Consider the following 12,510-nt stretch of genomic DNA (forward strand, 5'->3'; position numbering starts at 1 on the left):
GTTCATGATGCAAGCACGCGACGTAATGACTTCTGCCGTCATCACGGTGAAGCCCGAAACCACGGTGCATGAACTGGCGCAGCTGCTCGTGCAGCACCGCATCAGCGCCGCTCCCGTCGTCGACGACGACCAGCATGTGATCGGCATGGTGAGCGAGGGCGATCTGCTCCATCGCAGCGAGAACGATACCGAAAGAAAGCCGGGCCGGCAGTCGTGGTGGCTCAAAATGATCGGCTCCGACGGAGCGGCGGATTACGTGAAGGCGAACGCTCGCACGGTCGGCGAAATCATGAGCCGGGAGCCGGTATGCGTTGATGAGGATACCGAACTGTCGGAGATTGCCTCCGTGCTCGAAAGTCACCACATCAAGCGCGTGCCGGTGTTGCGCGGCGGGCGGCTCGCAGGCATTGTCAGCCGGTCGAATCTGGTGCAGGCGATCGCGTCGGCCGCTGTCGAGGATGCCGCCGCGCCTGCATCGGCGAGCGACAAGGAAATCCGCGCGATGCTGATGGGCGAACTGGCGGGACGCGGCTGGGCGTTTCCCGGCCGCAATATCGTCGTGCGCGACGGTGTGGTGCATCTGTGGGGCACGGTCTGGTCGAGCGATCAGCTCGATGCCATGCGCGTCGCGGCCGAACGCACGCCCGGCGTGAAGCAGGTGGAGGACCACACCATCCCGTATCCGATCATGCCGGGCATTTGAGGATCGCGGGGCGCGGCGCGCGGCGAGCTTGATAACTGTTCGCGACGCCGCGCGAGCCACCCGATGTGGAGCATTGCGATGATTGCAGAATTGACACTCGACGCGCCCGTGCGCTTCGCACCCGACCGAATCGAATTCGTCGGCAGCATCGGTGGAAGACCGCAAAGCTTTGCTGTCGATGCCGATGTCTTCAAGGAGCTATTGCAGGTCGCGCATATCGAGCCGGCCAGCATGAAGAACCTTTTCTGCGCGGACCCGGCGCACTTTCTGTACGTGGCCGCGCGCAAGCTCGCCCAACAGGGGCCGAGCAAGAGCCCGATTCACCTCACGCTCGCGGACTTGCTTCATTGAGTCGGATGAGCCAATTCACTCATTGGCTGAGTACCCACTGCACGAGCTTGCCCGCATCGTCGCGCGACAGCGGCCCGCCGCCGCGCTGCACGGCCGAAGGCATCGCGGTCTCGCTCCAGTGCGCGCCCCAGTGCGCTTTGCCGCCCGCGCGCAGCTTCGCCGCCAGCATGTCGCTCGCGCCCGGGACATCGCGATAACGGTCGGCGATCTGCTGAAAGGACGGCGCGCGAAACGGCGTATCCACCTTGTGACAGAACATGCAGCGTTGCTGATCGATCAGCTCGGTCGGCTCCGGCGTAGTGAACGCGAGGCAGTGCGCCGATGCGCCGAGCGAGGCGACTCCTGCAACGAAAGAGTTGATGTGCGCTCGGTTCGGCATCGCGATCACCCGTCCTGGCGCGTGTCGTCCACGGCCGGCACCGCGTTCGCAATCAGTCGGTAGAGACTGTCGAGCGTCTCCCCTTCGAACGTCGCATCGCCGAAAGGATCGAAGCGCTCTTCGAACGCGGCATCGATTCGCGCCCAGTCGCTGTCGGTCAACAGGCGCTCGGCGGCGGGGAGAATCAGGCTTTCCTCGACACGCCTGTGATTCGACGCGAACGCGACGTACTCCTCCATCAGCGTTTGCAGGTTCAGCCGTACGGCGTCGCCTTTCAACTCATAGCGCGTCAATGCATGCTCCAGGTTGCGCAATCGAACCGCGCCTTCGATATGCTCGCATTCCAGTTCGTCGAGCACATCGTCGAGATCGTCGGTGCGCTTACGCAGCGCCGCGAACAGATAACGGTCCTCCAATGGATGGTGGATCTGCTCCGGATACTCGCGTATGTAGTAGAGCATGGCGCGCAGCACGATCGGATCGGGCGGAGACGCGCCGCCGCGGAACGCACTGACGAGTTCGAGCATTGCACCCGTGATGGCGGCGAGACGCGTGTGGTCAAGCCGGAGGATACGCAGCGCAGCGCGGTCGCTTACCGGATTCATACGAACTCCTGAGGGATGCAATCGGGGTCGGTGTCGTCGACGCAATAGGCAGCTCCTTTCGATTCTTCCACCTTCACGCGATCGGTCCTTGATCTGAATCAGCCCATGGCTTTCGCAGAGGCATATCGCGCGCTTGATCGAGGTCAAGGGCACGCGCACGGCTCGACCTTAAGCTGCGACGGTGCGCGTATTGCGCATATCAATTCGCGAAGGAGCGTCGATATGAAGCCATTGAGCCGATCGCAGCGTCGTCTGCTGGAACTCCGCCTGAGAGCGCGGGAACAGGAGATCCGGGCCGCCATCCGGCGGCGCGTCGAGGATGGCGCGGCGGCGTCGTACGCTTCGCTGAATGGATCGGCGCACGATCAGGGCGACGAGGCGCTTGCCGATCTCGCTGCGGAAATCGATCGCGCGGTGAATGCTTCGGAAGCGGCGGAACTGGAGGCCATCGCGGTCGCGCACGTGCGCCTCGCGAACGGACGTTACGGCTTCTGCGCGAACTGCGGCGAGCCGATCGGATACGAACGCCTTCTGGCCCAGCCCACGGCAATGCGTTGCATCCGCTGTCAGACGCGGCATGAACACATGTTCGCAGGCCAGGCTCACTCGTCGATATAGCGCGCGAACGCGTGCATGCGGTCATCGCTTCGCTTGATCCCGGTCAAGTGTGTGGGCCGAGGTAGGCGAACAATAGCGGAAAGCCGCGCCGAAAGCCGCACATACGGCCGGCGCGATCGCCGTCATCCGGACGGCTCGATATCCGAAGGAGATCAACATGCGAGCTGCTGACATCATGACGAGGCCCGTCGTCACGGCGGATGCCGACATGACCGTGCGCGACGCCGCCAGGACGATGGTGCTGGCCGGCATCAGCGGCATGCCGGTGATCGATCGCGAGGGCGTGCTCGTCGGCATGGTGACGGAAGGCGACCTCTTGCATCGCGAAGAAATCGGCACCGGCGTCGCGCGTCGCTCGTGGTGGCTCGACCTGCTGTCATCGACGCGCAAACTCGCGGATGAGTACGTGAAGGCACACGCGCGCAAAGTAAGCGAGGTGATGAGCACGAACGTGATCACCGTCGACGAGGACTGCCCCGTCGCCCGCATCGCGGAGTTGCTGGAACGCCGGCGCATCAAGCGCGTGCCCGTCATGCGCGACGGGAAGATGGTCGGCCTCGTCAGCCGCGCGAATCTGCTCCGCGCGCTGGTGACGCTCGGACCGGCCGCATCGGTTGCGCCCGCTGCGGCCCGCAGCGACGACCGCACCATCCACGCGGCAATCATGCAGGCGATGAAAGGCGAACGCTGGGCCCTGCCTGCCGCGAGCGTGATCGTCGACAAGGGAATCGTGCATCTGTGGGGCATCGTGACGAGCGACGAAGAGGCCAAGGCTTTGCGCGTCGCGGCGGAAAACGTGCCGGGCGTGAGAGAGGTCGTGTCGCATCTCGAACTGCCGTCGATGCTGCCGGCGGGGTAGTCGCGCGTTCGGCAGCGGCAGTCGCCCAGGGTTCATTACTCATTCGAGGACAACATGAAGGCAGGACAGATTTGCACGCTCGATGTCGTGACCTGCCGTGGCGACGCCACGGCGCTCGATGCCGCCCGATTGATGCGCGGTTGTCACGTCGGCGATGTAGTGGTCGTCGATACACGGAACGGCCAGACCGTTCCGCTCGGCATCGTGACCGACCGCGATATTGCCGTGTCCGTCGTCGCGCAGGGCGTCGATGCATCGACGCTTCGCGCCTCCGACATCATGACGGCGCCCGCCGTGACCGCGTTCGACTGGGAAGACGCCTTCTGCCTGCCGCGCCGGATGCGGCGGCTCGGCGTGCGCCGCCTCGTCGTGATCGACGACGCGGGAGGCCTGATCGGGATCGTGACCGAAGACGATCTGGTGCGCTTCATCGGGGACTATCTGCTGGAACTGTCTCAGGTGAGCACGCGGCAGACGGTCATGGAAGAAAAGCGCCGGGCGTGACGCGGACGCGCCGCCCGCGACAACTCGGTGCGTAGTTGTTCACGCTATGCGCTATTTAAGCGGCCGCCGCATTCCCTCACGCAGCACACGCACTCATGTTGCATCGCAACGCTCTCGCCCGATGACGCGCGCTTCCGATTGAAGCATCATACGGCCTGAGACACGCTCGTGCGGATCGGTCTATCCCGTTCGCACGCGAGACCAGGAGAGCACGATGGACATGCGGCAACGCGAGCACATCGAGGCAGTCGTCGCGGCCACCACGCGGGCCGAAGCGCAAGTCGTGGCGCGCACGCACGAGAGCATCATCCAGTCCTCGTGGCGGCGTTGCGTGCATCAGTACGGGCTCGATCCGTCGCGCATGCAGGAGGCGCGCATCCTGCCGCAAACGCGGCTGCGCGAGCATCAGCAACGCATCGACGGCTTCGCCCGCATCGCGCGTCACGGTCTCGAAACGCTCTACGAGCACGTTGCGGGCATGGGCTACGTCGTGCTGTTGACTGATGCGCTCGGCGTGACCGTCGATTACATCGGCGATGCGAACACCGACATCGAACTGCGCCGCGCGGGTCTCTATCTCGGCGCGGAATGGAGCGAAGCCGGCGCGGGCACGTGCGCGGTCGGCACGGCGCTCACGACCGGCCAGGCGCTTACCGTGCATCAGGTCGATCACTTCGACGCCACGCATATCCCGCTGACCTGCACCGCCGCGCCGCTTTACGATTCGCGCGGCGCGCTGGCCGCGATTCTCGACATTTCGGCGCTCACGTCGCCGCAAGCGCGCGACAGTCAGAATCTCGCGCTGCAACTCGTGCGCATCTACGCGGGGCATATCGAGAACGCGAACTTCCTGCGCACGCATCGGCAGGACTGGATCTTGAAGCTGAACGCGTCGCCCGAATTCGTCGATGTCGCGCCGGAGTACCTGATTGCGCTCGATGCGAGCGGGCGTATCGTCGGACACAATCGCCGCGCGCACGCGATGCTCGCGGCGGAGATCGGCCGGCCCATCGCGCCCGGCGAAGTGGCTGCATCTCTCATCGGCGTGCCGTTCGACACGCTCTTCGATGCGCGTATCGAAGAATTGGGCCGCTTCGTGTATTCGCGGCCGAGCGAGTTGCGCGCGGTGCCGCTCGCGAAATCGGGCGGGCTGTTGTATTTGAGCGTGATGCCGCCCGCGCCATGCGTCACGCCGGCGCGCAACGCGGCGTCGCCACGCAGCGTCGAGGTGCCCGTGCCGCTCGCCGCGCTGGGCGGCGGCGATGCCGCGCTCGCGCGTCAGCTGGAACGCGCCGCGAAGCTCGTCGATTCGCCCATCAACCTGCTCATCAACGGGGAAACCGGCAGCGGCAAGGAGTTTTTCGCGAAGGCGCTGCATCGCGCGAGCGCGCGTCGCGCGGGACCGTTCGTCGCCGTGAATTGCGCGGCGATTCCGGAGACGCTCATCGAAAGCGAATTGTTCGGGCATTTGCCGAACAGCTTTTCGGGCGCGGGCGCGAAGGGCAAGCGCGGCCTGATTCAGGAAGCCGACGGCGGCACGCTCTTTCTCGACGAAATAGGCGACATGCCGCGCGAGTTGCAATCGCGCCTGCTGCGCGTGCTGGCCGAGGGCGAAGTGCTCGCGATCGGCGCGTCGCGGCCCGTATCGGTCGATGTGCGCGTGATTTCCGCGACGCATCATTCACTCGATGCGCTGATGCAGGACGGACGATTCCGCGAAGACCTGTACTACCGCCTGAACGGGGCGCGCTTCACGCTGCCGCCGTTGCGCGAGCGAAGCGACCTGGACTGGCTCATCGACAAGTTCCTCGAAGGCGCGGTCACGCTGTCCCCTGCGGCGCGCGAGCGATTGCATCGGCATGAATGGCCGGGCAATTTGCGCGAACTCAGCAACGTGCTGCGTTACGCGCGCGCGGTGTGTTCGCACGGCCTGATCGACATAGACGACCTTCCGGAAGGAATCGCAAGCGCGTCTGTGCCGGTCGACCCGCCGCGGCGGGCTATCGAGGACTTTGATCCGCACCGTCTGCCGCCCGAAGGCATGTTGCTGATGCAATACCTGCGCGCGGCAAGCTGGAACCTGAGCGCAGTCGCGCGTCAGATCGGCGTGAGCCGCATGACGCTGTATCGGCGCATGGCGCGTTACGGCATCCGCTCGCCGAATCAACGCGACGCGAATGGTCACTGACAACTGATACGCCTGTACTACCGCCGATACACCTGCCGCTGTGACACCTGTCACGGCGGCGCTTGTCACATTGCACCGAAACACGCGTTTTCTACGGGAAATCCCGCGTTATTTCGATTGGCATAGGCTTTGCCTTTATCCGCCGCACACAAGAACGACGGAGACAAGGCATGTCACAGCCGCTCGTCGGCATCATTGCCAATCCTGTTTCGGCCCGCGATATCCGGCGCGTGATCGCCAATGCCAACAGCCTGCAACTCGCGGACCGCGTGAACATCGTGTTGCGGCTGCTTTCGTCGCTGGCGTCGTGCGGCGTCGAGCGCGTATTGATGATGCCGGACCGCGAAGGCCTGAAGGTCATGCTCGAACGCCATCTCGCGCGCAAGCACGGCCCGGACGCATCGCTCGCCCAAGTCGATTTCCTCGACATGCCCGTGACCGCGCGCGTCGACGACACGTTTCGCGCCGCACGCATGATGCGCGAGGCAGGCGTCGATGCGCTCATCGTGCTCGGCGGCGACGGCACGCATCGGGCGGTCGTGCGCGAGTGCGGGCAAGTACCGATCGCGGGCCTTTCGACGGGCACGAACAACGCATACCCGGAGATGCGCGAGCCGACCATCTCGGGACTCGCGACAGGGCTCTATGCAAGCGGCCGCGTGCCGCCCGCCGAAGCGCTCGCGTCGAATAAGCGGCTCGACATCGAGATACGCGATGCGAACGGCAACGCGCGCCGCGACATCGCGCTCGTCGATGCCGTCATCTCGCACGAGCAGTTCATCGGCGCGCGCGCGCTCTGGAAGATCGACACGCTCGCCGCCGTCTACGTCTCGTTCGCCGAGCCTCAAGCCATCGGCATGTCCGCGATCGCGGGACTGCTCGAACCGCTCGGGCGTCACGAAGCGGGCGGCGTCGCGATCGAACTCGCCGCGCCGGGGCAAGGCGAATTCGTGCTGCACGCGCCGATCGCGCCGGGGCTCATCGAACCGGTGCCGATTGCGAACTGGACGCGCCTTGCTAATGGCGTGCCGCATCGCGTGAAGCAGCGCGCGGGCATCGTCGCGCTCGATGGCGAACGCGAGCTCGCCTTCGGCCCCGGCGATGAAGTCACGATCACGCTTACGGAAAACGCCTTTCGCAGTATCGACGTGGCCGCGTGCATGCGATACGCGGCTGCGTCCGGGCTGATGCGTCAGCTCGAGCTTCGCTAACTCAACCGGGAGACAACCATGACAGCGTCGCGACAGCATGCGGGCGGCTTGCCGCTCTCGAAGGAAGAACTGTTGAGCGCGTATCGCAAGATGCGCACGATCCGCGATTTCGAGGAACGTCTGCACGTCGATTTCGGACGCGGCGACATTCCCGGCTTCGTGCATCTTTATGCGGGCGAGGAAGCGGCGGGCGTCGGCATCATGATTCATCTGAACGACGGCGACCGCATCGCGAGCACGCATCGCGGACATGGGCACTGCATCGCGAAGGGCGTCGATCCTGTCGCGATGATGAAAGAGATCTACGGCAAGAAAGGCGGCTCCTGCAACGGCAAGGGCGGCTCGATGCATATCGCCGATCTGTCGAAAGGGATGATGGGCGCGAACGGCATTCTCGGCGCGGGCGCGCCCTTGATCTGCGGCGCGGCGCTCGCGGCGAAGTTTCGCGGCAAGGGCGAAGTCGGCATCACGTTCGCGGGCGATGGCGCGTCGAATCAGGGCACGTTTCTCGAAAGCCTGAACCTCGCGGCGGTGTGGAATCTGCCGGTCATCTTCGTGATCGAGAACAACGGTTACGCCGAATCGACGGCGCGCGACTATGGCACCGCGGTCGACAGCTACGTGGATCGCGCGGCGGGCTTCGGCATTCCGGGCGTGACCGTCGACGGCACCGATTTCTTCGCGGTCTACGAGGCGGCGGGAGAAGTCATCAAGCGAGCGCGTGAAGGCGGCGGACCGGCGCTGCTCGAATGCAAGATGATCCGCTTCTATGGCCACTTCGAAGGCGATGCGCAGACGTATCGCGCGCCGGGCGAACTGGACGATATCCGCTCGAACAAGGATTGCCTGAAGAAGTTCGCGGCCGCCGTCACGCAAGCCGACGTGATCTCGCCCGGAGAACTCGACGCGATCGATCGCGAAGTCGCCGCGCTGATCGACCGCGCGGTGCAGGAAGCGAAAGAGGCGCCGTTGCCGACAGCCGCCGATCTGCTCACCGATGTGTACGTCAAATATTGAATCGAGGAGACAATCATCATGGCCCGCAAACTGAGCATGAAGATGGCGATCAACGAAGCCATCGATCAGGAAATGACGCGCGATCCGAGCGTGATCGTGCTGGGTGAGGACATCGTCGGCGGCGCAGGCGCGGACGGAGAAAAAGACGCGTGGGGCGGCGTGCTCGGCGTGACGAAGGGACTCTATGCGAAGCACGGCGACAGGTTGCTGGACACGCCGCTGTCGGAAAGCGCGTATGTCGGCGCGGCGATCGGCGCAGCGGCGTGCGGCATGCGACCGGTCGCAGAGCTGATGTTCATCGACTTCATGGGCGTCTGCTTCGACCAGATCTTCAATCAGGCCGCCAAGTTTCGCTATATGTTCGGCGGCAAGGCCGAAACGCCCGTGGTGATTCGCGCGATGGTGGGCGCGGGCTTTCGCGCGGCGGCTCAGCACAGCCAGATGCTCACGTCGCTGTTCACGCATATTCCGGGGCTGAAAGTGGTCTGCCCTTCGACGCCTTATGACACGAAGGGATTGCTGATTCAGGCCATTCGCGACAACGACCCTGTGATCTTCTGCGAGCACAAGAATCTGTACGGCTTCGAAGGCGAAGTGCCCGAGAACTCGTATGCGATTCCGTTCGGCGAGGCGAACATCGTGCGCGACGGCAAGGACGTGTCGATCGTCACGTATGGATTGATGGTGCATCGCGCGCTCGAAGCGGCATCGACGCTCGCGAAGGAAGGCATCGAAGCGGAAATCGTCGATCTGCGCACGCTGTCGCCGCTCGATATGGACACCGTGCTGGAGACGGTCGAGAACACGGGACGGCTCGTCGTCGTCGATGAAGCGAATCCGCGCTGCAACATCGCAACCGACGTTTCCGCGCAGGTCGCGCAACAGGCGTTCGGCGCGTTGAAGGCGGCCATTCAGATGGTCAGCGCGCCGCATACGCCGGTGCCGTTTTCGCCGACGCTCGAAGACCTGTACATTCCGAGCGCCGCGCAGATCGCCGAGGCCGCGCGAAAAACCATGCAGGGAGGAAAGCACTAATGTCCGCAATCACACCGATCGTAATGCCCAAATGGGGCTTGTCGATGACGGAAGGCACCATCAACGAATGGCTCGTGGAGGAAGGCACGGAGATCACCGTCGGCATGCCGATTCTCGATGTCGAAACCGACAAGATCGCCAATGCCGTCGAAGCGCCCGACGCCGGCCTGCTGCGGCGCAAAGTGGCGCAGCCCGGCGAGACGCTGCCCGTGAAGGCGCTGCTCGGCGTGCTCGCGCCGTCCGAGGTGAGCGACGCCGACATCGATGCGTACGTGTCCTCTTATGTGACGCCCGCCGAGGACGAGGAACAGGGCGAGGAAGCAGCGGCGTATCACTTCGTCGATGTGGATGGCATCCGCGTGCGCTACGCATCGCGCGGCAGTGATGACGCGAGCCGCGCTGCCGTGCTCTTCATTCACGGCTTCGGCGGCGACCTCGACAACTGGCTGTTCAATCTCGACGCGCTCGCCGAGAAACATCGCGTGTTCGCGCTGGACTTGCCAGGGCATGGGCAGTCGACGCCGAAGGTACCGGGCACGTCGCTGGCCGATCTCGCGGGCTTCGTCGGCAAGTTCATGGACGCGGTCGGTCTCGAACGCGCGCATCTCGTCGGACACTCGATGGGCGGCGGCATCGCGGCGCAGATGGCCGTCGATCAGCCGAAGCGCGTGCAATCAGTCGCGCTGATTTCGCCTGCCGGTTTCGGCGAGGAAGTGAACAACGCGTACACCGAGGGCTTCGTCACAGCCGAATCGCGTCGCGAGCTGAAGCCGGTCGTCGAGCTGCTGTTCGCGAACCCTGAGCTGGTGAGCCGCCAGATGCTCGACGATCTGCTGAAGTACAAGCGGCTCGACGGCGTGAGCGACGCGCTGAGATCGCTCAACGGCGGATTGTTCGCGGGCGGCAGGCAGAGCGCGCAGCCAGGCGTGAAGCTCGCCGCGACGGAGAAGCCAGTGCTCGTGATCTGGGGCACGAAGGACCAGATCATTCCCGCCGCGCACGCGAAGCACGCACCGGAAGGCGCGACCGTGCGCGTCTTCGAAGACGCCGGGCACATGAGTCAGATGGAGAAAGCAAACGAAGTGAACGCGCTGTTGAAGGCGCATGTCGAGAAGGGCGGCTGACGTTTTCTTCGACATGCGCGCGCCCCGCTGGAGAAGCCGCCAGCGGGGCGCGCTCGACGCTATGCGCTTACTACTGCACCGGCGTCAGAATCGGTGCGCCTTGCTTCTTGAGCAGGAACACGACGAACTTCGCCGGCTGCGTCGCGCTGGCATTGCGTCCGACAGTGTGAATGTCGTCGGGGCCTTCGTGGAACGTGTCGCCAGGCTTGAGCGTCACTTCCTTGCCGCCCTTGACGCCCATGACGATGCGTCCCTCGAGCACATACACGAAGGCGTGAGCGTCATGACGATGCACGGGATCCACTGCGCCGGGCGGATAGTCGACGACGATCATCTGAAGCTCCTTGCCCGGATAGTCAGGCAACGGCTCAGAGCGAAGTGGCGTCACGCTTGCCTCTGGCGCGGCCATGACGGGCGGCGCGATCATCGAGCCGATACTCAATACGGTTGCAGCGACGCAAAGCATGCTCTTCATGACATCACTCCAAGCCGGCCTTGTCGAGCCCGAATGCCTTGTCGGCCGAACCGGGCGCCGTACGGAACGCGACATTGAGCCGGTTCCAGCTATTGATGATTCCCACGAGGAAGGTGAGGTCCGAGAGCTCCTTATCGGAATACTGGGCGCGCACGCTGTCGTAGATGTCGTCCGGCACGCCGTGAGAAGGAATGTTCGTCAGCACCTCGGCCCATTGGAGCGCGGCCCGCTCGCGCGGCGAGAACAGCGTCGACTCGCGCCAGATCGCCACGTGATGCAGGCGCAGTTCGCGCTCGCCATGAATCTTCGCCATCTTCACATGCATGTCGACGCAGAAGGCGCAGCCATTGAGCTGTGACGCCCGAATCTCGACGAGCTCGCGGATGTGCGTTTCGATCGTCGATTCCTGAAGCAGCGTGCCGAGCTGAATGAGCTTCTTCGAAAGTTCGGGCGATTGCTGAAAGTAATCGATGCGTTGCGTCATGATGTACTCCTAAGTGAATGTGTATGGTGAAAGTTCTGCGAAGACAGTCAGCCGCGTTTGACCTGGGCGAGCCGCTGATCGAGACCAATTTGACCGATGCGCGCTTCGCCGAGCGGCACGAGCGATAGTTCCTCGACCACGCCGCCGTAATACCGCGCCTTCGGGTCCGTCACGACCGGGCGTGCGTCGCCTACGGATTTCAGGTATCGCGCGATGATCTCCGCGAACGGGGCGCGATCCGGGCCGGCTATGTCGATGGTGTCGTTCAGAGGCGCCGCGAGCGCCACTTGCGAGAGGATCGCCACGATGTCATCCACGGCGATCGGCTGAAACTGGCCGTCGCCGACGCGCACTGTGCCGCTCTCCGTGCTGAAGTCGGCGATGCCCCCAATGAACTCCATGAATTGCGTGGCCCGCACGATCGTGTACGGAATACCCGCCGCCTTGATCGCCTCTTCCTGCGCGACTTTGGCGGCGAAATACGCGTTATCCGGCATGCGGTCGGTTCCGACGATCGACAGCGCGACGTGATGGCCCACGCCCGCCGCCACTTCGGCCTTGCCGAGATTGCGCGCCGAGGTGCGGAAGAAATCGAGCACCGCCTGCGGTTCCCATGACGGCGCGTTCGTTACATCGACGACGACATCCGCGTCCATGAGCGCCGTGGTGAGACCTTCGCCCGTTATGGTGTTGACGCCGGTACGCGGGGATGCAGCGAGCGCATGGTGTCCTGCCTCGTTGAGCAGTGCGACCAGACGCGAGCCGACGAGCCCCGAACCACCGATTACGACGATCTTCATGGCAGATCCTCCGATATGTCGAAGAAAACAGCGGGCGTGGTGACGCCTGAAGGTGTTCTCCGCCGTCGCATTGCCCACAACCAGTATGGGACAATGATGGTCTACAAATAAGGGGCAAGAATCGTCGATATGACTAGTCCAAGATTGCCCTGCTGCG

At 64.1% G+C, this 12,510-nt stretch carries 15 protein-coding genes; 10 read left to right on the forward strand and 5 right to left on the reverse strand.

What is annotated here, in order from left to right; translation table 11 throughout:
* Nucleotides 1-7 precede the first annotated feature (7 nt).
* Both NCR34_RS24790 and NCR34_RS24795 read left to right on the forward strand, forming a co-directional pair.
* Nucleotides 8-703, forward strand: a complete 696-nt coding sequence (locus NCR34_RS24790; protein ID WP_248324229.1) for a CBS domain-containing protein — start codon at nucleotides 8-10, stop codon at nucleotides 701-703.
* Between the two features lie 78 nt (nucleotides 704-781).
* The gene (locus tag NCR34_RS24795) at nucleotides 782-1,054 is read left to right on the forward strand and encodes a hypothetical protein (RefSeq protein ID WP_248323805.1); all 273 of its coding nucleotides are present in this window, start codon (nucleotides 782-784) and stop codon (nucleotides 1,052-1,054) included.
* Nucleotides 1,055-1,073: 19 nt separating this feature from the next.
* Here the strand turns inward: NCR34_RS24795 and NCR34_RS24800 are convergent, their stop codons facing one another.
* Nucleotides 1,074-1,433, reverse strand: a complete 360-nt coding sequence (locus NCR34_RS24800) for a c-type cytochrome (RefSeq protein WP_248323806.1) — start codon at nucleotides 1,431-1,433, stop codon at nucleotides 1,074-1,076.
* 5 nt (nucleotides 1,434-1,438) lie between these two features.
* Nucleotides 1,439-2,038, reverse strand: a complete 600-nt coding sequence (locus NCR34_RS24805) for a hemerythrin domain-containing protein (protein WP_248323807.1) — start codon at nucleotides 2,036-2,038, stop codon at nucleotides 1,439-1,441.
* Nucleotides 2,039-2,260: 222 nt separating this feature from the next.
* On the opposite strand from NCR34_RS24805, the gene NCR34_RS24810 reads away from it, so the two are divergent.
* From NCR34_RS24810 to NCR34_RS24845, 8 genes are all read left to right on the forward strand, one after another.
* The gene (locus NCR34_RS24810) at nucleotides 2,261-2,656 is read left to right on the forward strand and encodes a TraR/DksA family transcriptional regulator (RefSeq protein ID WP_248323808.1); all 396 of its coding nucleotides are present in this window, start codon (nucleotides 2,261-2,263) and stop codon (nucleotides 2,654-2,656) included.
* Nucleotides 2,657-2,813: 157 nt separating this feature from the next.
* Nucleotides 2,814-3,515, forward strand: coding sequence for a CBS domain-containing protein (locus NCR34_RS24815; RefSeq protein ID WP_248323809.1), 702 nt, complete (start codon nucleotides 2,814-2,816; stop codon nucleotides 3,513-3,515).
* Nucleotides 3,516-3,569: 54 nt separating this feature from the next.
* Nucleotides 3,570-4,019 (forward strand): CBS domain-containing protein, encoded by a 450-nt coding sequence (locus NCR34_RS24820; RefSeq protein WP_248323810.1) that lies wholly within the window; start codon nucleotides 3,570-3,572, stop codon nucleotides 4,017-4,019.
* A 214-nt stretch (nucleotides 4,020-4,233) separates the two neighbouring features.
* Nucleotides 4,234-6,207, forward strand: a complete 1,974-nt coding sequence (locus NCR34_RS24825) for a sigma-54-dependent Fis family transcriptional regulator (protein WP_248323811.1) — start codon at nucleotides 4,234-4,236, stop codon at nucleotides 6,205-6,207.
* A gap of 170 nt (nucleotides 6,208-6,377) precedes the next feature.
* Nucleotides 6,378-7,418, forward strand: a complete 1,041-nt coding sequence (locus tag NCR34_RS24830) for an ATP-NAD kinase family protein (RefSeq protein ID WP_248323812.1) — start codon at nucleotides 6,378-6,380, stop codon at nucleotides 7,416-7,418.
* Nucleotides 7,419-7,436: 18 nt separating this feature from the next.
* Nucleotides 7,437-8,435, forward strand: coding sequence for a thiamine pyrophosphate-dependent dehydrogenase E1 component subunit alpha (locus NCR34_RS24835; protein ID WP_248323813.1), 999 nt, complete (start codon nucleotides 7,437-7,439; stop codon nucleotides 8,433-8,435).
* An 18-nt stretch (nucleotides 8,436-8,453) separates the two neighbouring features.
* Nucleotides 8,454-9,470: an alpha-ketoacid dehydrogenase subunit beta gene (locus NCR34_RS24840; protein WP_248323814.1), complete on the forward strand. Its 1,017-nt coding sequence runs from the start codon at nucleotides 8,454-8,456 to the stop codon at nucleotides 9,468-9,470.
* Nucleotides 9,470-10,594: an acetoin dehydrogenase dihydrolipoyllysine-residue acetyltransferase subunit gene (locus tag NCR34_RS24845; protein ID WP_248323815.1), complete on the forward strand. Its 1,125-nt coding sequence runs from the start codon at nucleotides 9,470-9,472 to the stop codon at nucleotides 10,592-10,594. The genes NCR34_RS24840 and NCR34_RS24845 overlap by 1 nt, the downstream gene beginning before the upstream one ends.
* 70 nt (nucleotides 10,595-10,664) lie before the next feature.
* On the opposite strand, the gene NCR34_RS24850 is transcribed toward NCR34_RS24845, so the two are convergent.
* The 3 genes from NCR34_RS24850 to NCR34_RS24860 are packed head-to-tail and all read right to left on the reverse strand — an operon-like array spanning nucleotide 10,665 to nucleotide 12,353.
* Nucleotides 10,665-11,069, reverse strand: a complete 405-nt coding sequence (locus NCR34_RS24850) for a cupin domain-containing protein (protein ID WP_248323816.1) — start codon at nucleotides 11,067-11,069, stop codon at nucleotides 10,665-10,667.
* A 4-nt stretch (nucleotides 11,070-11,073) separates the two neighbouring features.
* On the reverse strand, nucleotides 11,074-11,553 hold the full coding sequence (locus tag NCR34_RS24855; RefSeq protein ID WP_248323817.1) for a carboxymuconolactone decarboxylase family protein: 480 nt from the start codon (nucleotides 11,551-11,553) through the stop codon (nucleotides 11,074-11,076).
* A 47-nt stretch (nucleotides 11,554-11,600) separates the two neighbouring features.
* Nucleotides 11,601-12,353 carry an SDR family oxidoreductase gene (locus NCR34_RS24860; RefSeq protein ID WP_248323818.1) on the reverse strand — a complete coding sequence of 251 codons (753 nt, stop codon included), beginning with the start codon at nucleotides 12,351-12,353 and terminating at the stop codon, nucleotides 11,601-11,603.
* Nucleotides 12,354-12,510: the final 157 nt, after the last annotated feature.

Origin of the sequence: Caballeronia sp. GAWG1-5s-s, from assembly GCF_023631445.1 — a bacterium.
Lineage (GTDB): Bacteria > Pseudomonadota > Gammaproteobacteria > Burkholderiales > Burkholderiaceae > Caballeronia.

Bases quoted from the DNA above. Each gene is read 5' to 3' on its own strand.
- NCR34_RS24790 (WP_248324229.1), top strand. From the start codon at position 8: ATGCAAGCACGCGACGTAATGACTTCTGCCGTCATCACGGTGAAGCCC.
- NCR34_RS24795 (WP_248323805.1), top strand. From the start codon at position 782: ATGATTGCAGAATTGACACTCGACGCGCCCGTGCGCTTCGCACCCGAC.
- NCR34_RS24800 (WP_248323806.1), bottom strand. From the start codon at position 1,433: ATGCCGAACCGAGCGCACATCAACTCTTTCGTTGCAGGAGTCGCCTCG.
- NCR34_RS24805 (WP_248323807.1), bottom strand. From the start codon at position 2,038: ATGAATCCGGTAAGCGACCGCGCTGCGCTGCGTATCCTCCGGCTTGAC.
- NCR34_RS24810 (WP_248323808.1), top strand. From the start codon at position 2,261: ATGAAGCCATTGAGCCGATCGCAGCGTCGTCTGCTGGAACTCCGCCTG.
- NCR34_RS24815 (WP_248323809.1), top strand. From the start codon at position 2,814: ATGCGAGCTGCTGACATCATGACGAGGCCCGTCGTCACGGCGGATGCC.
- NCR34_RS24820 (WP_248323810.1), top strand. From the start codon at position 3,570: ATGAAGGCAGGACAGATTTGCACGCTCGATGTCGTGACCTGCCGTGGC.
- NCR34_RS24825 (WP_248323811.1), top strand. From the start codon at position 4,234: ATGGACATGCGGCAACGCGAGCACATCGAGGCAGTCGTCGCGGCCACC.
- NCR34_RS24830 (WP_248323812.1), top strand. From the start codon at position 6,378: ATGTCACAGCCGCTCGTCGGCATCATTGCCAATCCTGTTTCGGCCCGC.
- NCR34_RS24835 (WP_248323813.1), top strand. From the start codon at position 7,437: ATGACAGCGTCGCGACAGCATGCGGGCGGCTTGCCGCTCTCGAAGGAA.
- NCR34_RS24840 (WP_248323814.1), top strand. From the start codon at position 8,454: ATGGCCCGCAAACTGAGCATGAAGATGGCGATCAACGAAGCCATCGAT.
- NCR34_RS24845 (WP_248323815.1), top strand. From the start codon at position 9,470: ATGTCCGCAATCACACCGATCGTAATGCCCAAATGGGGCTTGTCGATG.
- NCR34_RS24850 (WP_248323816.1), bottom strand. From the start codon at position 11,069: ATGAAGAGCATGCTTTGCGTCGCTGCAACCGTATTGAGTATCGGCTCG.
- NCR34_RS24855 (WP_248323817.1), bottom strand. From the start codon at position 11,553: ATGACGCAACGCATCGATTACTTTCAGCAATCGCCCGAACTTTCGAAG.
- NCR34_RS24860 (WP_248323818.1), bottom strand. From the start codon at position 12,353: ATGAAGATCGTCGTAATCGGTGGTTCGGGGCTCGTCGGCTCGCGTCTG.